Below are 25639 nucleotides of genomic sequence, written 5' to 3' on the forward strand. Positions count from 1 at the left end.
AAAGAAGGAAATGACCATTTTTGATAAATTTATCAAAAATGGTTGTGTCAAATTATAGATCCGCAAGTGATATCTTATGACCTCGCCGCACAAAAAACTACTGCCGAAAAGAGAGCGAACTCGGCTTCAAATCCTGAAAGCCGCTCTCAAACTTTTTGCAAGAAAAGATGCAGGAGAAGCTTCTATCTCGGATGTGATTGCGGAAGCTGAAATTGCAAATGGAACCTTTTATAATCATTTCAAAACCAAAGAAGAACTTTTAGAAGCTTCCTCGTTAACTTTGATAGAATCTCTTGCTTCCGAAGTGGAGACGATCATGGGAGATATGGATGATCCCGCAGAACGAATGGCGCTAGCGGGAATATACTTTTTCAAAAAAGCAAGAATGGATTCGAATTGGGCTTGGGCCCTTATCCGCGTCGCAGCAGTCACACCTAGAATGAGCGATATACTTTTAAGTTATCCGTTGAGGGATCTACAGAGAGGAATAACGTCCGGAAAATTCTCCATTGAATCTACGGAAACCGCACTCGGACTTTTTGTGGGATCCTTACATTACGGGATCAGGAACATATTAGAAGGGAGAGCGAAAAATAAATTACACGATAGAGAAATGATGACCCTGGTACTCAGAGGTTATGGAGTGAAGATCGAGATCGCGAAAAAACTTGCTTCCAAAGGGTTCGAAAGAGCCTGGAAAGAAGAATGATCGATTATACTTTCGAATCCAGTTTAGAGATCGGCGGAAGATTAGAAGATAAAGACTGATAGATCTGCTCCGCAAGTCCCAAAGAAGAATTCGCAGATAGATTCTTGGAATACTCGTCATAGAGCATATCTTCGAAAATTTCTTCCGCATATCCTCCGTCAATGAGTCCGGACTTGTGGACTGTGGATTTCATTTCTTTCAACATCATCTTCACGAAAATGGATTCGAATTCCACGGAAGCATCGAATAATTTTTTACGGTACGGATCTGCGGAAATCTCTTCCTTGATATTATGAGGCATTTTCACCTCGGAAGAAGAAACCTTTCCGGAGAGAATACTATTAAATTCTTCTCTCAATTGGTCCGGAAAACTTTGGCCCGGCTTTATATTCTTCTCTTCACGTAAAAGCCTTTGTACTTCCGGTTTTTCGGTAAGATCCAATTTAGATCGATAGTCTTGGATTTTATCTATCATTATTGTATCTCCAATTCCGCATGAAGTGCACCGGCCGCCTTCAATGCTTCTAAAATTGCGATAATGTCTCTTGTCGAGGCCCCAACCTTGTTCAATGCTTCCACCACATCGGAGACCTGAGTAGCCTCCTCTATCACGAAAGATTCTTTTGTAGGGGGTTTTTCTCCGCTTAGCCTGGTCGGTCTTCTGTTCTTATCCGCAACGGAAAGACTTAGGCCAGATCTGGCAACTGCCACCTCATCTATACTGATATTTCCCCCCATCACAATAACACCGGATCTTTCGTTGATGACTACTTTTGCTTTTGGACTAGATTCCACAGTGATGTTTTCCAGATCGGATAGAAGGTTTAGAAGTCCCGGGGATTTTGCAGAGAAGCCCGCGCCGACTTCGATCACGATCTCGGAAGGTGTCAATGCTTGGATGGACTCCGCTTTTAGTCCGAATTTTTCCGGAACGGTTTCTTTGATTCGATTGACTACATTATTCATCAAGGAGAAGTCTTGGCTATTCAATCGAATGACCACTCTTTGGTTCGAAAAAAAATCTTCTTTGAGTTCCGTTTCTACGATTGCACCCGCGTGGACAATTCCGACGGTTTTTTTAGAAGCTCTTCCTAAACCTCCGGCGTTATTCTCCTTTCCGCCGAAAGAGATCACACCGCTTGCAACCGCATAAATTTTGTCGTTCGCTGTTTTTAAAGGAGACTGGAGAAGAACTCCTCCTTCCAACGATTTTGCATCTCCGATAGAAGAAACAGTCACATCCAACCTGTCTCCTTTGCGGGCATAAGAAGGAATATTAGCGGTGATTAATACGGATGCGATGTTTTTAGTCTGTTCCGGCTTTAGATTCGCATCCACTCCCAGGTTCTTGAGGTAATTTTTCATACTCTCGCTGGTCATCGGAGTTTTAGAATCCCCGGTTCCCGGAAGTCCGACTACGATCCCGTATCCTGTTATCTGATTATCTCTGATCCCTTCTATCTTAGCCAAATCTTTCAAACGGACTTCGGCCGCGGAAAGAGATACCGAGAATATTATAAAAAGTAAAACTACTTTTTTCATCTGGACTCTCCCAATAAACGGTTCAATTGTTCCAGAATATATCTTTGTTTTTCTTCTTCCGAAAGTTCGGCTTTGACAGTCACCGTTCCATCAGGATTATTGATCGTCTTTAAAGTAATAGGAGGCTGTAGATTTTTCGGTTCGATCCTACCGGTAAATTGGATCTGCAAATCCGCAATACGGTCCGCATCCACGGAATTATCTCTCGCAATAAATTCCGGAGACAGTCTTCCGGTCAAAATTACTTGGGAAGGTTCCCCATTGTACGTAGAGGAACGTTGTCCTTGCAAGGTCAAAAGTCCTGTATTCGCATCCACTGCAGTCACAACAGCGGTTAGATTTCCTTTCAATTTTCCGAGTGACTTGATCTTACCTTTATTCTTACGAACGATCGTGCGGTCCGTATTATACGCAGGATTATCAGGGATCACTTTTTTATCGGGAACTGCCTTGATCGTGATATTCTCATCCGCAGTGGATTCGATCTCGAACTCGGCGGTAAAACCTTCTTTCAATTTTACGAATATAGCGGATCCCACTCTCAAATTCTGGCTTCTGGAGTAAGGATTCTTATCCTGCCATTGAGAAAGATCCTGAGCAAAGAGCGCGATCATTCCGGATAAAAATAAAGCGGGAAGTAAAAATTTTAGGCTTCGGATCATATCAATTTTCTAAAAGGACTATGCCCTTCTCCACTACTCTTGCGGAAATTTTCCCTTCTTTGGAATGAGAAAATACGTCCACAATCTCCCCTATATTACCGGAACTTAATGCTTTTGTCTTCGATTTTACGACCAGATTTCCCTTGGTATAAACAAGATTCACATCTCCGCCTCTTTGCACATCGAATAAGAACCTGAATTGTTTTTTGCGGAGAAGTTCCCCTATTTGCAGATCTTTAAGCGCGGTGGAACCTATATCTTTGGAGGAAATCCCATCGGTAAAAGTTTCTTCCATATAGACGGTTCTTTCTTCCAGATCTTCTGCCTGGAGTTTTTGTCCCTTGCGGATCTCTTGTTTAGCGAAGAGTGCGTTTGTTCTTCTCTCCAATTTAAATTTGATCCTTTGGGCATGCACTTTTCTATTTTCGAAATAAAAATCCAAAGAAGCGACTATCTGTCCGGGGTGGATCACTTGTGGAAGTCCCGCCCATTTCAATTCCACACCTTGGCTCGGAACAGTTCTTTCTCCGCTCAAATAGGAGATCTTAAAATCCCCCTCTTTGTCTTGAGGAAGTTTAGATACTTCCTTTTTGAGACTTTCTTCCAGATCCTCCGGATCCAATTCCGAATCCAAAGGTAAAATAAGAGTTTCTTTTCCGGAAACAGGTATGCCTGCCAAAACATCCTTCAAATTTTCAGGACGGATGACCGTCGGTGCATTCAGATTTTTTAATACAACCCGATCTTTCATCCCGTCAGGAAGTTTAGCGATTTCGGAAAGTAGGACTTCTTTTTTTGAGGTAAGAAGTTTCCCCCGAAGATAAACCGCTTCCATACCTTCTACCTTCCCTAAACCGGAGGCAAAAAGTCCGGTTAAGACACAGAATAAGATAAAGAAGCGTAAGCTCATATAAATTAACGTTTCAACCCGATCGCGGTAGATAACATATTGTCCGAAGTTTGGATCGCTTTGGAGTTGGACTCGTAAGCTCTTTGAGCAACGATCATATTCACCATCTCTTCCACGATTTTCACGTTAGACATTTCCAAAAATCCCTGTAGAACATTTCCGAAACCTTCCATACCTGGAGTCCCAGGAATTTCCGGGCCGGAAGCGACAGTCTCTTGGAATAAATTTTTACCGATCGCCTGTAGACCGGCAGGGTTCACAAAACGATACAATTCCACTTGACCGATCACAGTAGGACGGATATCCGCACCGATCTTTACGGTCACTTCTCCCTGCTCGGAGATCATCAAAGTATTTAAGATTGCTCCCTCAGGAAGGATAAGAGGAGGCTCCAACAAATAACCGTTGGATGTAACTACTTGTTGGTTGGAATCTATCTTATAAGAACCGTCACGAGTGAATGCAAAACTACCGTCAGGCATTTGGATCTTAAAAAATCCCATCTCGCTTGTGATCGCAAGATCCAGCTTATTCCCGGTCGCCTGGAACGAACCGATCTCGAATAATTTCTGAGAAGCGGCGGCTCTCACCCCATGACCTACATTCACACCTGTGGGAATTTCACTCACGGAAGTGGCGGGAGTTCCTGCCAGAACCATATGCTGGTAAACGAGGTCCTCAAAATCCGCGCGGTTCTTTTTAAAACCGGTGGTATTCACGTTTGCCAAGTTATTTGAAATAGTATCGATATGAAATTGCTGGGCGGTCATTCCAGTCGCGGCTGTCCAAAGGGAACGCATCATTTGAGTTTATACCTCGATCCCTTTATCTATCGGCCAATCCCAAAAAATCCTCAGGGGGGAATTCGGTATTTTTGAGACAAAATACCGGTTTTTCGGAAGTAGAGACACAGGGGTTTCGCACAGAGGCCACAAAGAACACTGAGGATCTGCTAGCGTAGGAACTCCAACATGCCAACTCTGTGCTCTCAGTGAGCTCCGTGCGAAATAAATTCTTACTTCAGATTACGGAAAACAACACAACGATTGGAATTCGTGCCCTTTTCGTTATTGGAAACATTCCAACAATTGGCGAGTTTCGTGAATTTCTGGTCGTTGATGTAGGTATTTTCCCAAACGAGTCCTGTGGATTCCGCACATTTGATGACGTATTCGTCTAAGTTGAAAACGGTCTTTCCTTTTCTGATTTCCCCCACTTCCATGACCACTGTTCCGCCAGGTTTAACAACTCTGGATAATTCTGCCAAGGTTCCTTGGATAAATTCACACCAACCTGCAAGAGTTGCGAATATACTCGGCTTCTGGTCCTTCTCCAGTTCTATATTTAGGAACCAATAACGAAGCCAATTGTCCTCTTCATAGTTCACCTTGTCTAAAAATGGAGGACTAGTTACAACAAGATCCACAGAATTCTCCTCCAGACCGAAAAGATCCAAGGAAGAATGATTGGTGTATCTGTTGCGGAAAGAAAACTCATGATAAAAAGGTGTAAGAGACTCTTTCAAATCCCTTCTCATCTTTTGCAGGATCCTAGGTTTGATCTCCCTATAATCAGGGACAACACCCCTTTTCTCGTTATTTCTTTTTTGAGCCAAAGGAGGAATAGAGATCTGAGGAAAACTATACACTGAAAAAAATCCGTTACTATGCCCATGAAGCCTGGACAATGCGGTTAGACCCAAATATTGAAACTCCGGAGAATCCGAATCGGAAAGGATCTTTTTTAAGTTCTTGATCTCTTTTAAAGTATCTTTATGATAAAAATGTAAAAGACCCTCGTCTTCCTTTTCTTCTCTAACTTTTGCGCTTAGGTCCAAAGCATGAAGTGCTTTTTCGAGTTTTTCTAGAGAAGGAACAGTTTGTCTGGACTTCGCCAAGAACAAGGACATAGGACTGATATCGTTATGAATGGCAGCATAACCTTCTAAATTGGCTTGGACCGCGGTGGTCCCCCTTCCACCAAAAGGATCGAAGACGATCCCTTTTCGATTCGCCAAATATTTTCCTATGAAGAAGGCGGGTAATTCCGGTTTGAACGAGGCTCTGTAACTGACCACGTAATGGATGGGATGAGATTGCCTTTGTTTGGAGGTCCAAAATTCCCCGGTGAGTATCTTTCTTTCTTTTTTTCGAACGGTACCGTTCATCCGCTCCGCCTTTTCTTTTTTCTTATTTTCGGAAGAAGACGCGATTTTCAGTTTTGCTTTTTAAAATCTGTCGGGACATAAACAAGGAATAGCGGAAGTGAGATCAGAAATACTTGTCTCCCTTGCGAATCCAAAAATCGTAGCATTCAGATCCGGATTTTTCGGGAAGTCCAAGCTCGGATCGATAAGAGAATGAAAACCGTATCCTCTCAACTGTACGAAGAATTTTTAAAAGAGAAAAAAACGAATCGAAGATTCGAACTCGCCGGAATATATATAGGATACGGAGCTTATGTAGTAAGTTTAGGGATCGTTTTCGGGCTCAAGAGAGAAAATCCGCTCTTCTCAGCAATGTTCTTCTTGGGATTATTTACAAGAGTCTCAAGCCTAATGATCGGAAGAGTATTCCTAGTGCCTAAAATTTTTCTGCAACTTCTCTCCCCTAACCTTACAGAAAAGGAAGAAGCCTGGGAAACCATCCAAGCTCATAAAGAAGAGATGATAGGAAGGCTTGCAGGGAACATCTTCGGTTGGAATGATTCAAGCGAACTATACGCTATGGACCGGGGAGAAATGACCGAATTTGTACGTAAATACACTTTGACCGATTGGAGAAAGATCGGAAAAATTTTCCTGATGTTTTATATTCCGCTTTTTATATTCGTTACTTATCTTACGATTTACGCCTGGTTTTTATGAGGCGAATATTACGTTTTTCTTTTGCGGTCCTTCTTCTTTCATGTTCCGTAAAAACGGGAACCGACTCGCCCACACTCCAAAAAGAAGAACTGAATCTTTCCGATAGAAAAGTCTGCCTATTCCTTGCTGAAATGGAAGAAGGTACAGTTTTGAAAGTGGGAGAAGAGAACTGCAAAAAAAGTTCTCCTTCGATGTATGTCTTCCAACCCGTACTCGCATTGGCGGCGCTGGAGCTTGGAACATTAAAAGATCCTCATGGATACTTCCCTTGGGACAAGACCAAATTTCCTTACATCAGATGGCAGAAGGAACAAAATCTCCGGACTTCTCTGGAAAATTCCACAGTCTGGTATTTTCAAAAGATATGGATGGATACGGGAACTTCCAAACTTAGAACCTGGTTGAATTCTGTCGGACTTCCCACATCGGTCCCATTCGATCCCGCTAGAAACTTTTGGATGGATGGAGGATACTCTTGGACTGCCGAAGAATTCTACTTATTCTTATGGAAATTATTTAACGGCGAACTAGGGGTAAGAAAGAAAAACCTTCACTCAATATTAGAAGGTTTGGAAAGAAATCCAGGAGAGATCAAAAATCCGACAGGCACCCATAAATTAGATGGCAACTTCGGGAACTATTCAGGTTTTTATTCTGATTCCGCGACCGGATACGCTCAAGGAAGATCCGTCTCTTGGTATTGGTTCTTTTGGAAGGGACCGAAAAAATCCTATCTATTCTTATCCAGAATTGAAAGTGAATCGGAAACTTTATCTCCTTTAGAAGCTGCAAAGTTCGGCATGGAATATCTAAAGGAAAAAGGGATTTGGGAAAAATATTTCTCCTCTTCCAACTAAGTATTATTCTTTTCTCATTCTTTCCATTTTAATAGTATGGAGGAACTCCAACATTCCGAGGGCTTCCGATTCTAAGGATGAAACGAAACGCGATTTTCTATATCACCCTGTTAATATTTTCTTGCGGGGCCTTTGTCTTCGTAACGAAACAAGGCAAGTCATTAGAAATTGGAAAAGTCACAAATATCCAAACGGATACTTCCACCTCGGTCGAGTCCTCGGAAGATCCGATCCAAACCTGGAAAAATGCAGGAGCAAAACTTTGGAAAGGTTTTCATGAACCTCTTCCCCTTTTATTATTACAAATCGGAGTCGTAATTGCAGCCACTCGAGTGATGGGTAAACTTGCAGTCATCGTAAGACAACCATTCGTAGTGGGTGAGATACTTGCGGGAATACTATTAGGCCCTTCCTTGTTCGGATTATTATTCCCCGAACAGTATCAGTTTTTATTTCCCAAAGTTTCCTTAAGTTCCCTCCAACTTCTAAGCCAGATCGGTCTGGTATTCTTTATGTTCGTAGTAGGAATGGAATTGGATCTTAAGATACTTAGAAACCAAGCCGACTCTGCCATTCTGATCTCTCATGCAAGTATTCTTCTTCCATTCTTAATGGGAGCGATCTTAGCACTTTCCATTTACAAAACAATGGCACCACCGGAGGTCACGTTCCTTTCCTTTTCCTTATTTATGGGGATCGGAATGAGTATCACTGCATTTCCCGTACTTGCAAGGATCGTTCAGGAGAGAGGACTCACCAAAACTAGGCTTGGAGGACTCGCGCTCACTTGCGCCGCTTCGGACGATTTGACTGCCTGGTGTTTACTCGCCGTAGTGATCGCACTTGTGCAAGCGGGCGGATTATTGGCCGCGTTATTCACCATTGTTCTTGCGATCATTTACGTTATTATAATGTGGAAAATTGTTCAACCGGCCATGCATAGAGCGGGAGGCATCTTCACAAACAGAGAAGCGTTCACCAAAATGGCTGTGGCGCTCTTTCTTCTTTTCCCGATCGCATCCGCCTGGATCACGGAATCCATCGGCATACACGCATTATTCGGAGCGTTCTTGGCCGGGGTTGTTATGCCGGACAAACCCAAACTTAGGACACTTTTAGCGGAAAAGGTAGAAGATCTAAGTACTGCGATCTTTCTTCCGTTATTCTTCGCATTAACCGGGATCAGAACGCAGATCGGTCTCTTGAATCAAGGAAACCTTTGGTGGGATTTTACAATGGTTCTTGCAGTCGCGATAATAGGGAAATTTGCCGGAAGTGCGATCGCGGCAAAAGCCTCCGGAAATAATTGGAAGGATTCTTTGTCCTTGGGTGCACTCATGAATACCAGAGGGCTCATGGAGTTGATCGTTCTTAATATAGGTTACGATATCGGGATATTGTCCTCTCAGATCTTCTCCATGATGGTGCTTATGGCGCTGGTTACGACATATATGACCGGGCCAAGCTTGAATTTAATAGAGAGAATTTTCTCCGTTGTCAAAGATAAAAGAGAAGAAGGAATACTACTTGCGTTCGCATTACATTCCAGAGGCGTGGATCTGCTTAGACTCGCTTCCGGCCTTTTCCAAAACGGGAACAAGACTAAAGAAGTAACCGCATTACATCTTACTCCCGACTCCTGGATTTCCGGAAAAACGGCTCAGAAATACGAAAAAAAGAGTTTTGAACCTCTATTCAAAATTTCTAAAGAATTGGGGATCAAATTAAAAACATTATATAAACCTTCTGATAATGTCACAAGAGATATCCTAAAAACGATCCAATCAGGAAATTATAATATATTCCTGACAGGAGGTGCAAAATCCTTATTCAGCGACGATGTATTGGGAGGGAAGATCAGGACTCTCCTTTCCGAATCCGAAACGAATGCAGGGATATTGGTAGCGGAAAAATTAAAGGAATTAAATCGTTTCATCTTAGCGATTTACTCCGATAAAGACGTAAAACTATTAGGTTTTTCTCTTTCAATGGCTAAAAAAATCGGCGCCAAACTTTCCATCTGGGATCCAAGAGGTAGAGTTCCTCAATTCTCTCAAAAGGAAAGAAACCTTCTTAAAAAGGAAAAGATCATCATCTTAAAGGGAGAAAATCCTCAGATTCTCTCGGAAGCGGACCTTGTGATCTGCGATCTGGAGACCTGGGAAGAAGAGACCGAATTTAGGAATTGGGAACTTTCGGACGGTTCCGGACTTTTCCTGGTCCGCTATAAGGATTAGGGAAATGAGCCTAAGGCAAATGCGCTAAGATACGAAGTACTTTAGGAATTTCTAATACAAATCCCCTTTCCTAGTATTCCTCACGTGATCATCCGTCCGTTTTTAAAAAGTAGCCCACACCTGGTTCGGTGATCAAGATCTCAGGATTACTCGGATCTCTTTCTATCTTCTTGCGGATCTGGTTTACATACACTCGCAAGTAACCGGATTCCGCCATTTGGTTCGGACCCCATAATTCTTTTAAGATCTGAGTTTGGGTCACTATCTTTCCGGGATAAGTGGCTAGTAACTTTAGAAAAGAATACTCGGTCGGCGTAAGTCGGACTTCTTTTCCTTCTTTCGAAACTTTTCTAGTTCCGAAATCCAGTTCTAAAGGTCCGATCCTTACCTTCACGTCCGTTTTTTCAGGAGAAGAATGTCTCAATAATACTCTGATCCTTGCAAGTAATTCTCCAATCCCGAAAGGTTTGGTGAGATAATCGTCCGCTCCGCTATCCAATAGCAAGATCTTATCTTTTTCCGAATCTCTCACACTTAAGACCAATACCGGGATCTTAGAGCCGGACTCTCTGATCTTTTTTAGGAATTCTTCTCCTCCTTTTTCTGGCAGACCTAGATCCAAGATGATGGAATCGGGACGAACCATATAAACTTTTGATAATGCATCTTCTACAGAGATCGCTTCTTCCACCTTGTAGCCTTCTTTTTCGAGAGCGACTCGGACCAACCGGCGGATCTGGATCTCATCGTCTATGATCATGATGACTGGACTAGACAATTGCATCCTCCAAAGGTGGGAAAGTCAGCACAGGGATGCGGATGAGAAACCTGGCTCCTCCCTCTTGCCGATTCTCCGCCCAAATCTTTCCACCTTGAGCTTCCACAAGTCCCTTACAGATAGAAAGTCCTAAACCCGTTCCTTGCATGGAACCGGAAACCTTGGTGAATTTTTCAAAAATTTTTTCTTCCTGTCCCGGAGGAATTCCAGGTCCATTATCCTCCACCGTTAATAGAAGATGATCCTTGGGCACGCTTGCTCTTACTATAACTGTACTATTTTTTTCCGTATGTAAAAATGCATTTTGTAATAGATGGATCAATACCTGGATCATCAATCTTCTGTCCATTCTGACTAGGGGCATACTTTCATCCGATTGGACCGACAATATATGTTCGCCTTTTTCGTATTCCGCGATCCGTACGGTTTCATTTACCAAATCCACAGGATCTTCCCATTGGAGGTCCAACATCAATCTTCCGGACTCCAACCTGGACATATCCAATAAGTCCCCGACCAACCTATCCAATTTTTTATAAGCGATCCGGATCTCGGAGAATAAGTCGGACTTCTCCTTTTCATTCTTTCCATCCCCGGACTCCAATAGATCCAAGGAAGCACGGATTACAGTCAAAGGTGTCCTAAAATCATGACTGACCGAATTGAATAATGCCGAATAGAACTTTTCGGACTCTTCTACCATCTTAGCGTTTGCACGAATTCCAAGTAGAAGGATCCGCTCCAATGCCAAAGCAATTTGATTCAGCATAGAAAATAAAAGAGTCTCTTCCTCTAATTCCAAACTGTCCTTAGCTTCCCTATCCAATCCGATAACTCCGAAACAACCGCCAGGAGTAAGTAACGGAAGATACAAACCCTTAGACATCGGAACGGTATCCGTATCTTTTCCAGAAGGCTTTCGATTCTGGAAGGTCCAGGCAGCCAAAGCTGACTCCTTCATATCCGGTTTAAAACCGCTCTTAGGATGAGGCGCGCGAGAAAGAAGAGAATCCTGATCGGCAAGTAAGATCAAAACGGAAGATTGGAACGTATCGCCAATTGTTTCCACTGCCACGGATGCAATCTCATCCAAACTATGAGTTTTCGACAATGCAACCGAAAGTCTGTAAAGGCCGGAAAGAGCTTCTTCTCCCGTTTGTAACGCTTCTTCCCTGTCTCTTAATCTTGTAGTGAGAGCACCTAAAACTAAGGCCAATACGAAATACGTCCCGAACATCATCCAATCTTCCACTTTTTCGATATAGAAAGTGAATTTTGGAGGAATGAATAGAAAGTTCCAAAAGAGAGCGCTCAAAGAAGCAGTGATCAGAACAGGTCCCCTACCTACAAATAGGGAAACAAACATTATAAAAAATAAATACACTAGTCCGATAGACCAATAGCCAGCGAAAATATTCAATAACAGATTAAAGGATGTGACCCCAAGTAATGCTAAAAAAGAAAGAAAATATTGGATGGGCTTGGATCTAGCTCCCTTAGTAAAAAATCCGAATCGTACCTTAAAACTTTCTTTCGTAGCTTCAGTCGGAGCGAGAAGGATCTGAAAATCTCCCGGTTGTTCGCTTAGTCTGTCTACAAAAGAACCTCCTCTTAGTATTCTTGAGAGTTTACTCTTGCCACTTCTTCCTATAACGATGTGTGTCGCTTTGGTGCGATTGATTGCTCTTGTAATACCAAGAACGGAATCTCGATCCGAAAAGTTCAGGATCTCGGCCCCCAACTCTCTGGCGAGGCCCAAGTTCTGTCTTAGCCGTTCTTTCTGATCGAATGATAAAATATTTCCATCGTCCACATGCACGGCTACCCAAGGACATTTTAATCCGAACGCAATCCTCTTCGCATAACGTATCAAATTGGCGGCCTGGGAAGAAGAAGATACCGCAACTAAAATTTTATCGGAAAGTTTGGAATCCTTAGTCGGTTCCAGACGGGAAAGTTCTCGATCTACCAGTTTGGATGTAAAATTTAAAGAAAGCTCCCTAAGAGCAGTCAAATTTGGGACCTTAAAAAAGGAATGTAAGGCCTGAGGGACCTTGTCCGAAGGATATACTTTTCCTTCTTTCAAGCGTTTGATCAGATCGTCCGGGACAAGATCGATCAATTCCACTTCATCAGCAATTTCTAAAATAGAATCCGGAACTCTTTCGGAAACGGGGGCTCCCGAAATTTCTTCCACAATCCCTGCTCTACTTTCCAGATGTTGCACATTCAAAGTCGAATAAACGTTTATCCCTTGGTCCAAAATTTCAATAACGTCTTGGTATCTTTTCGGATGCCTGGAACCTGGAACATTCGTATGAGCGAGCTCATCGATCAAGACCAGATCAGGCTTTTTCTCCAAGATTGCATCGATATCCATTTCCTCCAGATCTACGGATTTATATTTGGATCTTTTCCTAGGAATGATAGGAAGTCCTTCTGCCTGTGCTTCGGTTTCCTTTCTATTATGAGTCTCTAAATAACCGATCCATACATCTAGTCCTTCGGACTTTGCTTTTTGAGCGTCTCGCAACATCTCGAAAGTTTTACCTACGCCTGCGGCCATTCCGAAGAAAATTTTCAACTTTCCTCTAGTCTTAGTCTCTTTTCCTCCGATCCGAGAGAGTAATTCGTCCGGATCCGGTCTGTTTTCTTCCGATGGTCTCACTCTATAATAACTTTATTTTTTTAGAATATTCTATTTTATGTAAATAGATCTCAATTTCAGATTCAATTTCAATATATTCACCTTAGTATGGCCAAATAACCCCCACTCAGGAGATTCCGTAGAACCTTCCATCAATCTAGCTAATTTTTCCTCCGAAATTCCTTTTACTTTTGCTACCAAGGGAATCTGATATTTCACAGCTTCCGGACTCAAGTGAGGATCCAGTCCGCTTCCGGAAGAATACAAAAGTTCTGAAGGCACAGGCTCAGCTCCTCCTCTTGTCACCCAGTATATTTTTCTTTCTTCCACCTTTTTGGAAAGTTGAGCGTTACTCGGCCCAAGATTGGAAGCTCCCGAAGAAGAAGGATCAAAACCGATCGCGGAAGGTCTTGAATGAAAATATTCAGGCGAATCAAAAGTTTGCGCAATCAACTCGGAACCGACTATTTTTCCGTCTATCTCGATCAAGGAACCAGAACTTACTTTCGAAAAAGTGAATTTAGCGAATCCATAAACTATAGCGGGATAAAATATCCCGCAAATAAAAGTCCAAAGTCCGAGTTGTAAAATCGCTCGAATCATCCGAATACTCCCTTAGTAAAACTTAAAACCAGATCGATTCCCTTGATCCCGAAAAAAGGAAGGATAAGTCCGCCAAATCCATAAATAAACACGTTCCGGGCCAGAACGGAATCAGCACCGACAGGCCTATAGCTTACCCCTTTTAATGCAAGAGGTACCAAAAAAACTAAGATCAAGGCGTTAAAGATCACGGCACTCAAAACCGCGGATTCTGGACTTGAAAAACCTAGAATATTCAAAATCGATAAAGCCCCTATTCCAGCTACGGGAAATAGCCCGGCAAACATCGCAGGCAAGATCACAAAATATTTAGATACATCGTTTGCGATACTGAAAGTGGTCAAAGAACCCCTTGTCATCAGAAGTTGTTTTCCAATCTCCACGATCTCGATTAGTTTGGTAGGGTTGCTGTCCAGATCGATCATATTCCCGGCTTCCCTCGCAGTTTGGGTCCCTGTGTTCATCGCAACTCCCACATCCGCTTGTGCCAAGGCGGGAGCATCGTTCGTCCCGTCACCGATCATAGCCACTAGTTTCCCGCCCGCCTGTTCTTCTCGGATACGCTTTAGTTTTGTTTCAGGAGTTGCCTCAGCTATAAAATCATCCACTCCTGCTTCTGCGGCGATTGCTGCAGCAGTCAAAGGATTATCTCCCGTGATCATCACGGTTCGGATCCCCATTTGTCTTAACCTTGCAAATCTTTCCTTGATCCCACCTTTTACTATATCCTTAAGATGGATGACTCCTAAAATTTCTCTTCCTTCTGAGACTACTAAGGGAGTTCCTCCTTCTCTCGCGATCTCATCCACTATATTCGAAATTTCCTGAGGATATTCTCCGCCTAGTCCCGTAATATGATTTCGAATGGATTCGGAGGATCCTTTTCTGATCACGCGTTTTGCTTTTCCGTCTGGATCGGGATCAAAGTCCACACCGCTCATTTTACTTTTAGCAGTGAACGGAACAAATTTACCGCCTAACTCCGATAAGTTCCTTCCTCTTAGATCGAATTTTTCCTTCGCTAAGACTACGATGGATCTTCCTTCAGGTGTTTCGTCGGAAAGAGATGCAAGTTGCGCCGCATCGGCTAGATCCTTTTCCGAAATTCCAGGGGCGGGAACAAACCTGGTAGCCATTCTGTTTCCCAAAGTGATTGTCCCTGTTTTGTCCAATAATAGAACGTCTATATCTCCCGCTGCTTCGATTGCTCTTCCGGACTTTGCAATTACGTTCCTTCTCATAAGTCTATCCATACCGCTGATACCGATCGCTGACAATAATCCTCCGATGGTAGTAGGGATCAAACATACTAAAAGACCAACTAACGCAGGAAAAGAGCCCGCGAGCCCCAAATCTCCACCGCCTTCCTTTTGGCTATAGAATACTGCAGGCACAAGCGATGTAATCGCGACTAAAAACACCAAAGACAATGCTGAAAGAAGAATGGAGAGCGCGATCTCATTCGGTGTCTTCTGCCTGGAAGCTCCTTCTACAAGCGAGATCATTTTATCTATAAAAGTTTTTCCCGGGTCTGTTGTGATCTGCACTACGATCTTATCGCTCAAAACTTTCGTGCCCCCGGTGACTGCGGATCTATCTCCTCCCGATTCTCGGATCACCGGAGCGGATTCTCCCGTAATCGCAGATTCATCCACAGAAGCGATACCTTCCACAACCTCACCGTCTCCCGGGATCAAGTCTCCGGCTTGGCAAACCACCTTGTCACCGGTCCTTAACTCGGAAGAAGGTATTACAACGACCGAACTTCCGTTTAATCTATTTGCTTTGGATTCCTTTCTCGTCTTCTTTAATGATTCCGCTTTCGCTTTCCCTCTACCCTCGGCTAATGCTTCCGCAAAATTCGCAAATAAAACGGTGGCCCATAACCAAATAGAGATCTGCAAACCGAAGCTTAGATTTACGGGATGAAAAATTATATCATAAGAACTTAATATTGCTCCTATATATACGATGAACATTACTGGGTTCTTCCATTGAACTCTCGGATCCAATTTTACGAAAGAATCCAAAATTGCTTTCAACAGAGATTTCGGATCCTGGAAGAAAGAGGAATTTTTGTTTTTCATAATTATAACCTTAAAATTTCGAACCGGAATGCAGAAGAATATGTTCGCTTCCGGGTCCTAAGACCAAAACAGGCAGGAATGTTAGAGCTCCTACCAAGAAGATCACGGAAAGTAGAAGTAACACAAACAAAGGACTCTCCGTGGAGAAAGTACCTTCTCCCTTTGGAGCGATCTTTTTGCCGAATAAGGTTCCTCCCAGCCCCAAAGCCGGAATGATCACCGCAAATCTTCCTACCAACATACAGAAAGAAAGAGACAAATTGTAGAATGGAGTATTCGCATTCAAACCTGCAAATGCAGATCCGTTGTTTCCCGAAGCGGATGCAAATGCGTATAAAATTTCAGTCAAACCGTGAGGGCCCAAATTCGTTCGAGAGGATAGAGCGGATCCGTGAAGAAGGGAAAATGCAGTGAAGAGAAGAATACAAAGTCCAGGAAGCAAAACACCGACGAGAGCGAGTTTTACTTCTTTTGCTTCTATTTTTTTTCCTAAATATTCCGGAGTGCGTCCCACCATAAGTCCTGCAATAAATACAGTCAGAATAACGTAGAATAACATTCCCACAAGTCCGACACCTACTCCTCCGAATACGACCTCTCCCAGAAGAATGTTCCAGACTGCAACCCCTCCTGCAAGAGGAGAAAAACTATCGTGCATCGCATTTACGGAACCGTTAGACGCCGCTGTGGTCGCCATTCCCCAAAGAACGCTCTGGGCCACTCCGAATCTGGTCTCCTTCCCTTCCCAATTTCCTGCAAAATTACTTTCCGACCAAAGGGATACGGAAAGGCTCAAACAGAAGAGCAAAGTCATTCCTAAAAATATAGAAAGACCTGCCTTCCAAGAACCTACCCATCTTCCATAAGCAAAAGGTAATGCTCCAGGAAGAAGTAAGATCAAAATACATTGGATCCAACTAGAAAAGACCGTAGGATTTTCGAAAGGATGAGCGGAGTTTACACCGAAAAAACCTCCTCCATTCGTTCCCAATTGTTTGATCGCAATCTGAGAAGCGGCAGGTCCAAGAGGGATCTTTACGGAACGACCTTCTATCCCGATGGAATCAGCATACTTGGAAAAATCCATAACCACACCTTGGGAAACCAAAACGAAAGCGACTAAGATAGAGATCGGTAAAAGAATATATAATATACTTCTTGTAAGATCCATATAAAAATTTCCGATCCCCGAAGACTCACCTGGTTTGGAGATCATCCCTCTTGCCATAGCCGCAAGAACGGCGATCCCTACCCCTGCGCTTATAAAATTCTGCACTCCTAAAAGTAACATTTGGCTTAAGTAAGAGAGGGACACTTCTCCGGAATAGGCCTGCCAGTTCGTATTCGTTACAAAACTAACGGAAGTATTCCAAGCCAGATCCCAAGCGACTCCGGATTTACCTTCCGGATTTCCGGGAAGAAGTCCTTGAAAATGGAGCCCGAGAGCGACCAAGGCTAAACTCAAAACCGTAAAAATACCGATATCGAATAGATAGCCTTTCCAATCCGAATTCTGGTCCTCCTTTATTCCGGAAATCTTATATAGAAAAGATTCGAATTTAGAAAGAAAGGTAAATCGTTTAGAAACTTCGCCCTTAAGAACGTCCGCTATGTAAATTCCTAAAAAGGGAGAAAGAAGAAATAAAACCGCAAAATATAAAAAAAAGAAGATCGAGTCGTTTCCGTTCATTTCGATCCCCTAAAATTTTTCCGGTTTTAAAATAGAGAAGAATAAATAACCGCATAATGCGATCACTAAAGTAATTAGGAATGTATAGGACAAGAATCCCTCCCATGCGGAAATTTTCCGACTGTTCCAAAAACCTAACCGTTTTTTCGGAATTCGTCAATGCGAACCCGTATGAGGAGGAGGGGTAAACGCGTTAATTTTGCGTTAAGATATCGAGGGATTCCCAGAAAGAATACGGAGTTCACGAAGGATCTATCGCTCTTTGTGAACTCTATGTGCTCCTGTGAAATATTCTATTTATAAAATTTCACTAGATCCGAAACTTCTTCCCTTGGTGTATGAAATTTATTTAATACGGAATCCGGTTTAGGATATCCTAAGCTCAATCCGCAGACCACTTTTTCCGATTCCGCTAAGCCCAATTCTTTTCTGACTACTTCCGGAAAGGCGGATAGCGCTGCTTGAGGAACCGTCCCCAGTCCGTAACTCCGAGCAAGAAGCATAACTGTATTCAAAAAACAGCCGATGTCCAAAGCGATATAAAAATTGAGTTCGAATTCCGTTGTGATAAATACGGCTGTAGGAGCTCCAAAAAACTCGAAATTGCGGAGCATGAATTTATCTCTGGCTTCCTTATCCTTTCTTTCAATTCCGGCAGCTCCGTAGATCTTCATTCCAAGATCGAACATCCTTCGTTTAGCATCCGCCGGAAAACCGGTAGGCCATATCGTATCCGGCACAGGAGTTTCGGACTGTTTTGCCCTCTCTTGTAATAGTTCCGCCATTCTTTCCCGTTTCGCACCGCTTACCACATGTACCTTCCAGGGTTGGCTGTTTTTCCAACTGGGAGCACGCAAGGACTTGGAGAATAATTCCTGTAATACGGAATCCTCCACAGGCTTGGAAAGATAATCCCGGATACTATGACGGGTGAAAACCGCCTCTTCTACACTGGAAGCAATACCCGAAATATCGATGGATTCGGTTTCTGAGGATAAAGAAGACATATAGACCTCCGATTTAGACTTGCATTTTAATAAATTCGGGCCTTTCTGGAAGAAGAAGGACTCGGACAGACAAGTCTGTCTGTTATTTCACCCTCGGAAGAAAAAAATGTCAACCAAAGAAAAAGGGGTAAAAGACAGGATTTTGGAAACCGCAGTCAGACTTTTCCAAACACAAGGGTACGGAAATACCGGGATCAACCAGATTATCCAAGAATCCCAGACTGCAAAGGCCAGCTTTTACGATTATTACCCCTCTAAGGATCTATTAGGAAAGGCATATATAGAATTTTACGGAAAAGAACAAATTATCCTGTTGGAAAAATTACGTTCCAGATCGCAGAATGCTCGGGACTTCATACAAGCCTGGACCCATATACTAAAGAGGCAGACCAGAAATAGCGAATTCGCAGGCTGCCCTATGGCAAACACAGCGGCTCAAATCGCGTCTTCTTCTCCTTCTATCTCCGAAGAAGTCAAAAAATTAGTCCTAAGAACCGTGGAATTTCTATCCATCTATCTAAAAGAAATGCAGAAAAAAGGACAGATCCCTAAGAATGCGGATACCCAATCCTTGGCACGTAAGATTTTTGCTTGTTATGAAGGCGTATTGCAGATCTGGAAACTGACCGGAAAAATTTCCGCGTTAGACGATTTACCGGAGATGGTGGATGCGATCATTAAAAGTTCAGGGAAGAAGTAAATAGACCCGGCGGAAATCCCGCCAGGTTCTGAAAGAATTTATGGGCTTGAAAAGTTAACTGTAGTTGAGATCTCAGTGGTTCCCACGATATATAATAGGAAATAATAAGATCCTGCAACAGTATTGGTCCAAGTAAATGTATCCGGTGCGGGATCATTAAAGTTCGGATTGTTAAACTTAGTAAGTCCATCAACAATCGCGCTTTCTGCGAGAGGACAATCAGCCGCCTCGTATACTGTTGCCTCTCCAGCCGCTTGTGGGTTTTCTACGACGTTTGCACCGGTCAGAACAACTGTATCGTTTACTTGAGCTCCCAAAATTTCTACGATCGCGATTGGGTGATTTACAAATGGAATTCTTCCCCAAGTAACGTTGACGGTTCCGCCGTCTCTGGCAGCGCGAGTACGATTAACTGCGATGGCCGCTTTACCGGGAAAATCCACTAAACAGTCTCCCCCACCGTTAAGAGCGCTTAATATTGCTAAATTATTCAGGTCGTCACCATCGTCCTTTTTACAATCAACGAAAGAAGCCGAAAGTAAAAGCACCAATAATAACCAAATCGCTTTTTGTTTCATTTGATTCTTGTCTCCACAGAACAGTCGTTCCTTATACTCGTTTCCCAAGATCGGGTCTGAGTTTCAATCTCAATATTTTGAGAAAATCAAGAAATTGACATAAATCTCTGTCATTCTGGCTTGATATTTAGAAAAAAGGGAAATTTATCTCCTTTTTTCTTAGGCAATAGATCCTCCACAAGACGAACCCGATCCCGCAGTACATCCGTAACAATGTTGGTGCAATAAGATCTCTCTAGAATCCAATACGGATTTATTGAATTCGGATATTTTACCCGCCTTACCTTCTATCCTCATGTCCAACATTTGGTTAAAATCGCAATCGAACAGGCTTCCATCCCAACCTACACTTAACGTATTGCGGCACATAACGGAGGTTACGGCGACAGGATTAAAGGAAGTTACTAACTTTTCCAAGTATGCGTCTATGTTTCCGCTTTCTAGTAAGGATTCCAAAAAGCGGCTGATAGGCATATTAGTAATTGCGAATAAGGAATTGAATTGTACGCCATGGGCTTGCTTTAATTCCTTTTTAAAATCGTTCTCTAAGGTGGATTGTCCGCCTGTCAGAAAGGCCCCGACTGGATTATAAACTAAATTTAATACAAGTCCCGAACCGGGAACTCCATATCCAATAGAATTCAATTTCCTTAATGCTTCAATCGAACGATCAAATACCCCTTCTCCTCTTTGTGAATCCGTTCTTCTTTTTTGGAAATAAGGAAGGCTAGAAACCACTTCTAACCTGTGTTTTGCAAAAAATTCGGGAAGATCCTTATATTTTTCTCCGGCAAGAAGAATAGTAAGATTGCAACGGATCATGATCTTCTTCCCTAACTTCGAAGCCTCTTCCACGAACCATCTGAAATTGGGATTCATCTCCGGAGCCCCACCTGTGATATCCAAAGTATTCACACCGGGAGTCGCCAAGGCAACCAAACACTCCTGCATGGTCTCTTTGTTCATAATTTCTTTTCGATCCGGACCTGCATCCACATGACAATGTCTACAAGTCTGATTGCAAAGCTTTCCCAGGTTTACTTGTAGTATGTTCACCCCGGTCGGGAGCATAGGATAGAGTCCCACTTCTTTTAACTTGTCCGAAAAACTAGGCAACGCGAGTTTTTCGGAAACTTCCGTAAGAATTTTCAATTGTTCTTTGGAAGAAGCAAGTTCGCTCCCTCTGGCTAATAGGGACTTCATACTTTATAAACTCCTTATACTCCGAGTTCCTTTACTTTATTAAGGGCTTGCACGCTATGAACGAGACTTGCTCCACCTCGGATAGCGGCACCTACATGAATGGCTTCCCACATTTGTTCTTCCGTAGCTCCTTTTTCCAAAGTATCGGTGGTATAGGCATCTATACAGTAAGGACATTGTACTACATGAGAAACAGCAAGGGCAATCAGTGATTTTTCTTTGGCGGATAAAGCCCCATCAGCAAAGACAGCACCGTAATAATCGAAAAATTTTTTTGCGAGATCGGGTCCGAATTCCCCTATATTCCCGAATTTTTTAAGATCTTCCGGTTTGTAGTATGTTGTTTCTTGAGCCACGAAAGGCCTCCGTCGTTTTTATTTATTTTCGCATTCAAAAAGAAGAATATAATATTACTTTAAAAAACAAAAACGCTTTTGCTGATTGTCGGAGGTATTGGATCTATTTTTTATCGGCGAATTGTAGGTTATTACATTTTTCGCAGACTTCCTGCGGGATCCATCCCCATTTTATCAGAAATCCGAAAACAAAACAACCCGCACAAAATCCCAATACGGATTCCAAACTTGCAAAAATGACAAGAACACCGAGTACAGCTTGGAATGCGTATACTTGTCCTAAAAATAATAGAACAAATGCCGTCCCGCTGAAAAGAACTCCTACAAACTGAGCGAATCTTTTAGGGGGACCTGCCACTGTTTTAGAACCAAGACCGAGTAACGGTACGATCCAATGGATGGCAAGTTTCGCAAAGGGGGAAAACTTGGGACCATACAATACTCTAGCGGAAAATCCATAGAATAGCGCTCCCGCTAACCAAAGCGATTGCGTTATTATTGTGGCCAAACCTAAGATGACAACTAGACCCGCAACGGTCCTTGCCGCGTATTCATTGACAGTGTCTGGAAAATTACCGATTCGAATCATTCTTTCTTGCCCAATGCCTTTTCGTCTAGTTAGACCTAATGCCTGGAAAATTCAATAAAAATTTCGCTATATTGAACAGAATGATTAATATACTAAAGGAATATGGAAATAATTGCCGTGGTTTTGTAGGCACTTCGACAATTTTACTCCTTTGGGCAGTTCCAATCGCGCTATTTCCTATATTTTTTGGGAGAGCTGATATCCGGCAACTTTCCCTAACCTTCTTCTTTAGCCTAAGTCTCTATATTGTATTTCTAAAATTCTTTTCAAAAGGAAATGAAAAGCTGGGAATCTGGGCCGGGCTCTTACTCAGGATCTGGTTCTTATTCACCCCGGTATTTTTGTCGGAAGATACGTTTCGGTTTTTGTGGGATGGGCTTTTGGTCTCGGAAGGCCGGTCCCCCTATTCGGAACTCCCCATCGATGTAAACTTCGAATTAGACCAAGGTTTGGAGAAGGAACTTCTCTCTAAAATGAATTCTCCCCGGTATTATTCCGTCTATCCTCCCGTTCTACAAGTCCTGTTTTTGGTTCCTGTATTTTTCTTAAAAAGAGGACTTTCCGTTTTCTGGACGATCTCCGTCTGGAAAACAATTTTAATTTTCTTTGAATTAGGAATTCTTTATATATTTCGCAAATCGAAAAAAGAAGAAGGTTCCGGAAATTTTTTAAAGTACTGGCTCCATCCGCTCGTAATTTGGGAAGGGATCGGAAACGGTCACCCGGAACCGATCTTATTTTTCTTTTTATTTTTAGGAATATTCTTTTGGGAAAAAGGGAAAACTTTCAGTGCGTTCATATTCTATCTTACCTCCATTTTTACCAAAATCCTCCCCTTATTAGCGCTCCCCTTCTTGTTCTTTTATTGGGGTAGAAGGTCCACTATTCGTAATATTCTGCTCTTTTTTGGTATGTGTTTTCTATTATTCGTATCTCTCCTTGTTTGGTTGTTACTCTCAGAAACGGGAGGAACCCTTTTAGAAGAACATTGGAGAAAAGGGATCGGAGTTTATTTTACATTATTCGAATTTCATGGAGGGATCTATTATCTTCTGAAAAATCTGATCCGGCATACATGGTATCCATATTCTAGCGGGATCATACTCGGGATCTTAAACATTTTCGCGATCTGCTTTTATTCTTTTCGAGTTTCTAAGATCCAACCGGACAATAAAACGGTTTTTCTTATGACCGTATGGATCCATTTATGCGGAATTTATTATTTGTTTTCCAGCACCGTACATCCTTGGTATTTTCTTCCCATCTTAGCGGCTTCCATGTTTACAAAAACGATCTGGCCTTTGGTCGCTTCCGGTATCTGGATCTTATCCTATTCCACGTATTCTTCTTCTCCATTTTATGATAGGAACTGGGTCTTAGTTTTAGAACATTCTCTCGTATTAGGAACGTTCCTCTTAGAAACTTTTTATCCGAAAACACACAAGAGAAAAGACTCTCTAAAAGTATTTACAGAATGATCTAAGAATATAATTTTCTCTTGCTTAAACTTGGAAGAAGGCAAATATACTTCGAAACTTCTCACATATATCTTAGGAATCATACATGCTGCCCAAACATTTCGAAACCCTATCCAATACCTTAGAAAAAGAGATCCTGGCCAGCGAACAGATCCGAAGTAAGATACTTCTTGCGGTCTTTGCATTCGCGGGAATTTCTTGGACTATCCTTTTCTTATTTTTAGAAAAAGAATTTAATGCAAGCACAGGGATCGCATTCCCTTTCGAGGTGCTGATCGGCACACTCACTTTCGGTACGATTTACGAATTCGTATTTTTAAAATTACTGAATTATCTCAAGAAAAAAGGATTTAAACTCCCGCTTCTACCCAGATTCGGGAACGCCTTAATCGAAACTTCCCTCCCAGGTGTCATACTATTCATTTTGATACAAAAACATTCTCATCCGGTCGTACCTTTAAATTCCCCTATTTCCAATTTATATTTGATTTTTATAATATTATCCGTCCTCAGAATGGAGTTTGGACTTTCTTTTTTTACAGGAGCTATTGCAGCGTTCCAGTATCTGATCACCGGGTTATTTTTTGTTCCGGATTCTCCGTTAGACGGCGAATCCGCGTACGGTTTCTTCTACTCAAAAATCCCGACATATATGCGTTCCGGATTATTTTTAGCTTCCGGGATCGTAGCAGGACTTGTTGGCGTAAGATTGAAAAAGATCCTGAAAAACTCGGTTGAACGTTTAGAAGAAAGAAACGAAATTTTAGGAATGTTCGGGCAATATGTATCTCCGTCGGTCGTAGATAAACTCATGAGCCAAAAGACGGATACAGCTTCCGAAAACAAGGACGTATGCGTTATGTTCTTGGATATACGGAATTTTACGAAATTTTCGGAAGACAAAAGTCCTTCCGAAGTGATCACATATTTGAATACATTATTCGAGGATATGATAGAGATCGTAAATAAACATAACGGGATCATAAATAAGTTTTTGGGAGACGGTTTTATGGCCGTATTCGGCGCTCCTCTTTCAGACGACGGAAAGGACGCTAAAAACGCTGTTTCTGCCGCTTTAGAAATTCAGAAAAAAGTAATAGAGATGAATCTCTCCGGAAAAATCCCCGAAACCAAGATCGGGATCGGTTTACATTTCGGAGAAGCGATGACAGGAAGTGTAGGTTCTTCCCAAAGAAAAGAATATACCATCATCGGGGACACGGTAAATCTCGCATCCAGAGTGGAACAATTGAACAAGGACTTCGGAAGCGAAATTTTAGCGACGGATACCGTATATGAGCATGTAAAACATTTTTTAGAAGCAGAGTCCCTTCCCCCCGTTAAAGTAAAAGGAAGAGAAAAAGAAGTCCTTATCTATAAATTGACCTGATGCAATCTCCAAAATCGCATTACCAAAACTTTTTGGCGGAAAAATATTCCTGGACTCTAGGAGATCTTTCCCGGAAGGAAAAGGACCAACTGGAATTCTTCAGATCTTTCGAGATCTCTCCCCAAAGAAACGGAGTGGCCTGGGACTTAGGCGCGGGAAGCGGGATACAATCTATTCCATTAGAAAAATTAGGATTTCAAGTTACGGCAATAGACTTCAGCCAGAAATTATTATCCGAGATCATGATTAGAAAACCGGACACGAAGATACGGACCAAGGTTGCGGACATCAGATCCGAAGATTTATACCAAGGAGTTTCTCCCGAAATCCTTTTATGTATGGGAGATACGATCACACATTTGGAATCCGAAAAAGAGTGGGAGAATACCGTAAGTCTTTGGGCAAGTTTTCTTTCTACTGGAAGTAAATTGATTTTAGGTTATAGAGATCTAAGCTATGGGAAACCGGGGGACAAAAATATCTTTGTAGTACGTTCCGAAGAATCCCGAATTTTCACCTGCCAATTACAATTCACTCAGGGCAAGGTAGAAGTCACGGATATATTTCATGAAAAATCCGATAAGGGTTGGACCGTTTCCGCTAGTTCGTATAACAAACTGATCCTTCCTATCGAAGAGGTGATCAGAACAGTATCTCGGAAAAATTTTGAGTTAAAAAGAAGGGATGAGAAAAACGGGATGAAGTTTATTCTTTTTGAAAGGCTTTAATTAGACCCTCGTTCTTCCGATC

Annotated in this window: 25 protein-coding genes; 8 read left to right on the plus strand and 17 right to left on the minus strand. The window is 42.3% G+C overall.

Annotation, left to right across the window (positions count from 1 at the left end; translation table 11 throughout):
* Positions 1–76 precede the first annotated feature (76 nt).
* A complete protein-coding gene (locus tag LEP1GSC192_RS00145; RefSeq protein ID WP_020767912.1) occupies positions 77–709 on the plus strand; it encodes a TetR/AcrR family transcriptional regulator in 633 nt (210 codons plus the stop codon).
* A 4-nt stretch (positions 710–713) separates the two neighbouring features.
* Here LEP1GSC192_RS00145 and LEP1GSC192_RS00150 read toward each other — a convergent pair whose 3' ends face one another.
* From LEP1GSC192_RS00150 to LEP1GSC192_RS00175, 6 genes are all read right to left on the minus strand, one after another.
* The gene (locus LEP1GSC192_RS00150; protein WP_085988895.1) at positions 714–1187 is read right to left on the minus strand and encodes a rod-binding protein; all 474 of its coding nucleotides are present in this window, start codon (positions 1185–1187) and stop codon (positions 714–716) included.
* Positions 1184–2251, minus strand: a complete 1068-nt coding sequence (locus LEP1GSC192_RS00155) for a flagellar basal body P-ring protein FlgI (RefSeq protein ID WP_020767952.1) — start codon at positions 2249–2251, stop codon at positions 1184–1186. The genes LEP1GSC192_RS00150 and LEP1GSC192_RS00155 overlap by 4 nt, the downstream gene beginning before the upstream one ends.
* On the minus strand, positions 2248–2913 hold the full coding sequence (locus LEP1GSC192_RS00160; RefSeq protein WP_020767921.1) for a flagellar basal body L-ring protein FlgH: 666 nt from the start codon (positions 2911–2913) through the stop codon (positions 2248–2250). The genes LEP1GSC192_RS00155 and LEP1GSC192_RS00160 overlap by 4 nt, the downstream gene beginning before the upstream one ends.
* 1 nt (position 2914) lies before the next feature.
* Positions 2915–3823 carry a flagellar basal body P-ring formation chaperone FlgA gene (gene flgA, locus LEP1GSC192_RS00165; protein ID WP_020767965.1) on the minus strand — a complete coding sequence of 303 codons (909 nt, stop codon included), beginning with the start codon at positions 3821–3823 and terminating at the stop codon, positions 2915–2917.
* A 5-nt stretch (positions 3824–3828) separates the two neighbouring features.
* Positions 3829–4626: a flagellar basal-body rod protein FlgG gene (gene flgG / locus LEP1GSC192_RS00170; protein WP_020767975.1), complete on the minus strand. Its 798-nt coding sequence runs from the start codon at positions 4624–4626 to the stop codon at positions 3829–3831.
* Between the two features lie 212 nt (positions 4627–4838).
* Positions 4839–5990, minus strand: coding sequence for a DNA methyltransferase (locus LEP1GSC192_RS00175; protein ID WP_020767983.1), 1152 nt, complete (start codon positions 5988–5990; stop codon positions 4839–4841).
* A gap of 192 nt (positions 5991–6182) precedes the next feature.
* On the opposite strand from LEP1GSC192_RS00175, the gene LEP1GSC192_RS00180 reads away from it, so the two are divergent.
* The 3 genes from LEP1GSC192_RS00180 (at position 6183) to LEP1GSC192_RS00190 (ending at position 9783) form a co-directional block, all read left to right on the plus strand.
* Positions 6183–6689 carry a hypothetical protein gene (locus tag LEP1GSC192_RS00180; RefSeq protein WP_020767920.1) on the plus strand — a complete coding sequence of 169 codons (507 nt, stop codon included), beginning with the start codon at positions 6183–6185 and terminating at the stop codon, positions 6687–6689.
* Positions 6686–7546, plus strand: coding sequence for a penicillin-binding transpeptidase domain-containing protein (locus tag LEP1GSC192_RS00185; RefSeq protein WP_036088553.1), 861 nt, complete (start codon positions 6686–6688; stop codon positions 7544–7546). The genes LEP1GSC192_RS00180 and LEP1GSC192_RS00185 overlap by 4 nt, the downstream gene beginning before the upstream one ends.
* A 77-nt stretch (positions 7547–7623) precedes the next feature.
* Positions 7624–9783 carry a cation:proton antiporter gene (locus tag LEP1GSC192_RS00190; protein WP_020767919.1) on the plus strand — a complete coding sequence of 720 codons (2160 nt, stop codon included), beginning with the start codon at positions 7624–7626 and terminating at the stop codon, positions 9781–9783.
* A gap of 88 nt (positions 9784–9871) precedes the next feature.
* Here the strand turns inward: LEP1GSC192_RS00190 and LEP1GSC192_RS00195 are convergent, their stop codons facing one another.
* The 7 genes from LEP1GSC192_RS00195 to LEP1GSC192_RS00220 form a co-directional block, all read right to left on the minus strand.
* Complete coding sequence (locus tag LEP1GSC192_RS00195) at positions 9872–10567, minus strand: response regulator (protein ID WP_232420925.1); 696 nt, start codon at positions 10565–10567, stop codon at positions 9872–9874.
* Positions 10554–13229 carry a sensor histidine kinase KdpD gene (locus LEP1GSC192_RS00200; RefSeq protein ID WP_020767959.1) on the minus strand — a complete coding sequence of 892 codons (2676 nt, stop codon included), beginning with the start codon at positions 13227–13229 and terminating at the stop codon, positions 10554–10556. The genes LEP1GSC192_RS00195 and LEP1GSC192_RS00200 overlap by 14 nt, the downstream gene beginning before the upstream one ends.
* 30 nt (positions 13230–13259) lie before the next feature.
* Positions 13260–13811, minus strand: a complete 552-nt coding sequence (gene kdpC / locus LEP1GSC192_RS00205; RefSeq protein WP_020767963.1) for a potassium-transporting ATPase subunit KdpC — start codon at positions 13809–13811, stop codon at positions 13260–13262.
* Positions 13808–15898: a potassium-transporting ATPase subunit KdpB gene (kdpB, locus tag LEP1GSC192_RS00210; RefSeq protein WP_020767937.1), complete on the minus strand. Its 2091-nt coding sequence runs from the start codon at positions 15896–15898 to the stop codon at positions 13808–13810. The genes kdpC and kdpB overlap by 4 nt, the downstream gene beginning before the upstream one ends.
* Positions 15899–15908: 10 nt before the next feature.
* A complete protein-coding gene (kdpA, locus tag LEP1GSC192_RS00215; RefSeq protein WP_020767939.1) occupies positions 15909–17588 on the minus strand; it encodes a potassium-transporting ATPase subunit KdpA in 1680 nt (559 codons plus the stop codon).
* 9 nt (positions 17589–17597) lie between these two features.
* Positions 17598–17681 (minus strand): K(+)-transporting ATPase subunit F, encoded by an 84-nt coding sequence (kdpF, locus tag LEP1GSC192_RS19355; protein WP_020767932.1) that lies wholly within the window; start codon positions 17679–17681, stop codon positions 17598–17600.
* Positions 17682–17881: 200 nt separating this feature from the next.
* A complete protein-coding gene (locus LEP1GSC192_RS00220; RefSeq protein WP_020767993.1) occupies positions 17882–18595 on the minus strand; it encodes a nitroreductase in 714 nt (237 codons plus the stop codon).
* A gap of 106 nt (positions 18596–18701) precedes the next feature.
* On the opposite strand from LEP1GSC192_RS00220, the gene LEP1GSC192_RS00225 reads away from it, so the two are divergent.
* Positions 18702–19295, plus strand: a complete 594-nt coding sequence (locus LEP1GSC192_RS00225) for a TetR/AcrR family transcriptional regulator (RefSeq protein ID WP_036088557.1) — start codon at positions 18702–18704, stop codon at positions 19293–19295.
* Between the two features lie 38 nt (positions 19296–19333).
* On the opposite strand, the gene LEP1GSC192_RS00230 is transcribed toward LEP1GSC192_RS00225, so the two are convergent.
* The 4 genes from LEP1GSC192_RS00230 to LEP1GSC192_RS00245 form a co-directional block, all read right to left on the minus strand.
* Entirely contained in the window at positions 19334–19873 is a 540-nt protein-coding gene (locus LEP1GSC192_RS00230; protein ID WP_020767914.1) for a hypothetical protein, read from the minus strand.
* Positions 19874–20032: 159 nt separating this feature from the next.
* The gene (arsS, locus tag LEP1GSC192_RS00235) at positions 20033–21076 is read right to left on the minus strand and encodes an arsenosugar biosynthesis radical SAM (seleno)protein ArsS (RefSeq protein ID WP_020767900.1); all 1044 of its coding nucleotides are present in this window, start codon (positions 21074–21076) and stop codon (positions 20033–20035) included.
* A 14-nt stretch (positions 21077–21090) separates the two neighbouring features.
* Complete coding sequence (locus LEP1GSC192_RS00240; RefSeq protein ID WP_020767978.1) at positions 21091–21432, minus strand: arsenosugar biosynthesis-associated peroxidase-like protein; 342 nt, start codon at positions 21430–21432, stop codon at positions 21091–21093.
* A 103-nt stretch (positions 21433–21535) separates the two neighbouring features.
* A complete protein-coding gene (locus LEP1GSC192_RS00245; RefSeq protein WP_020767881.1) occupies positions 21536–22021 on the minus strand; it encodes a DUF4395 domain-containing protein in 486 nt (161 codons plus the stop codon).
* An 80-nt stretch (positions 22022–22101) separates the two neighbouring features.
* Here LEP1GSC192_RS00245 and LEP1GSC192_RS00250 point away from each other — a divergent pair, with 80 nt between their 5' ends.
* The 3 genes from LEP1GSC192_RS00250 to LEP1GSC192_RS00260 all read left to right on the plus strand — a co-directional run bounded on the left by LEP1GSC192_RS00250 (position 22102) and on the right by LEP1GSC192_RS00260 (position 25617).
* On the plus strand, positions 22102–23499 hold the full coding sequence (locus LEP1GSC192_RS00250) for a hypothetical protein (RefSeq protein ID WP_052005189.1): 1398 nt from the start codon (positions 22102–22104) through the stop codon (positions 23497–23499).
* An 85-nt stretch (positions 23500–23584) separates the two neighbouring features.
* The gene (locus tag LEP1GSC192_RS00255; protein ID WP_020767936.1) at positions 23585–24889 is read left to right on the plus strand and encodes an adenylate/guanylate cyclase domain-containing protein; all 1305 of its coding nucleotides are present in this window, start codon (positions 23585–23587) and stop codon (positions 24887–24889) included.
* Positions 24889–25617 carry a bifunctional 2-polyprenyl-6-hydroxyphenol methylase/3-demethylubiquinol 3-O-methyltransferase UbiG gene (locus LEP1GSC192_RS00260; RefSeq protein ID WP_020767911.1) on the plus strand — a complete coding sequence of 243 codons (729 nt, stop codon included), beginning with the start codon at positions 24889–24891 and terminating at the stop codon, positions 25615–25617. Before LEP1GSC192_RS00255 ends, LEP1GSC192_RS00260 begins: the two co-directional genes overlap by 1 nt.
* Positions 25618–25639: the final 22 nt, after the last annotated feature.

The organism is Leptospira sp. B5-022, assembly GCF_000347035.1.
Lineage (GTDB): Bacteria > Spirochaetota > Leptospiria > Leptospirales > Leptospiraceae > Leptospira_B > Leptospira_B cinconiae.

Excerpts from the sequence above, each read along its gene's own strand:
- LEP1GSC192_RS00145 (WP_020767912.1), top strand. The coding sequence starts at position 77 with ATGACCTCGCCGCACAAAAAACTACTGCCGAAAAGAGAGCGAACTCGG.
- LEP1GSC192_RS00155 (WP_020767952.1), bottom strand. The coding sequence starts at position 2,251 with ATGAAAAAAGTAGTTTTACTTTTTATAATATTCTCGGTATCTCTTTCC.
- LEP1GSC192_RS00160 (WP_020767921.1), bottom strand. The coding sequence starts at position 2,913 with ATGATCCGAAGCCTAAAATTTTTACTTCCCGCTTTATTTTTATCCGGA.
- flgA (WP_020767965.1), bottom strand. The coding sequence starts at position 3,823 with ATGAGCTTACGCTTCTTTATCTTATTCTGTGTCTTAACCGGACTTTTT.
- flgG (WP_020767975.1), bottom strand. The coding sequence starts at position 4,626 with ATGATGCGTTCCCTTTGGACAGCCGCGACTGGAATGACCGCCCAGCAA.
- LEP1GSC192_RS00175 (WP_020767983.1), bottom strand. The coding sequence starts at position 5,990 with ATGAACGGTACCGTTCGAAAAAAAGAAAGAAAGATACTCACCGGGGAA.
- LEP1GSC192_RS00180 (WP_020767920.1), top strand. The coding sequence starts at position 6,183 with ATGAAAACCGTATCCTCTCAACTGTACGAAGAATTTTTAAAAGAGAAA.
- LEP1GSC192_RS00185 (WP_036088553.1), top strand. The coding sequence starts at position 6,686 with ATGAGGCGAATATTACGTTTTTCTTTTGCGGTCCTTCTTCTTTCATGT.
- LEP1GSC192_RS00190 (WP_020767919.1), top strand. The coding sequence starts at position 7,624 with ATGAAACGAAACGCGATTTTCTATATCACCCTGTTAATATTTTCTTGC.
- LEP1GSC192_RS00195 (WP_232420925.1), bottom strand. The coding sequence starts at position 10,567 with ATGCAATTGTCTAGTCCAGTCATCATGATCATAGACGATGAGATCCAG.
- kdpC (WP_020767963.1), bottom strand. The coding sequence starts at position 13,811 with ATGATTCGAGCGATTTTACAACTCGGACTTTGGACTTTTATTTGCGGG.
- kdpB (WP_020767937.1), bottom strand. The coding sequence starts at position 15,898 with ATGAAAAACAAAAATTCCTCTTTCTTCCAGGATCCGAAATCTCTGTTG.
- kdpA (WP_020767939.1), bottom strand. The coding sequence starts at position 17,588 with ATGAACGGAAACGACTCGATCTTCTTTTTTTTATATTTTGCGGTTTTA.
- LEP1GSC192_RS00220 (WP_020767993.1), bottom strand. The coding sequence starts at position 18,595 with ATGTCTTCTTTATCCTCAGAAACCGAATCCATCGATATTTCGGGTATT.
- LEP1GSC192_RS00225 (WP_036088557.1), top strand. The coding sequence starts at position 18,702 with ATGTCAACCAAAGAAAAAGGGGTAAAAGACAGGATTTTGGAAACCGCA.
- LEP1GSC192_RS00230 (WP_020767914.1), bottom strand. The coding sequence starts at position 19,873 with ATGAAACAAAAAGCGATTTGGTTATTATTGGTGCTTTTACTTTCGGCT.
- arsS (WP_020767900.1), bottom strand. The coding sequence starts at position 21,076 with ATGAAGTCCCTATTAGCCAGAGGGAGCGAACTTGCTTCTTCCAAAGAA.
- LEP1GSC192_RS00245 (WP_020767881.1), bottom strand. The coding sequence starts at position 22,021 with ATGATTCGAATCGGTAATTTTCCAGACACTGTCAATGAATACGCGGCA.
- LEP1GSC192_RS00250 (WP_052005189.1), top strand. The coding sequence starts at position 22,102 with ATGATTAATATACTAAAGGAATATGGAAATAATTGCCGTGGTTTTGTA.
- LEP1GSC192_RS00255 (WP_020767936.1), top strand. The coding sequence starts at position 23,585 with ATGCTGCCCAAACATTTCGAAACCCTATCCAATACCTTAGAAAAAGAG.
- LEP1GSC192_RS00260 (WP_020767911.1), top strand. The coding sequence starts at position 24,889 with ATGCAATCTCCAAAATCGCATTACCAAAACTTTTTGGCGGAAAAATAT.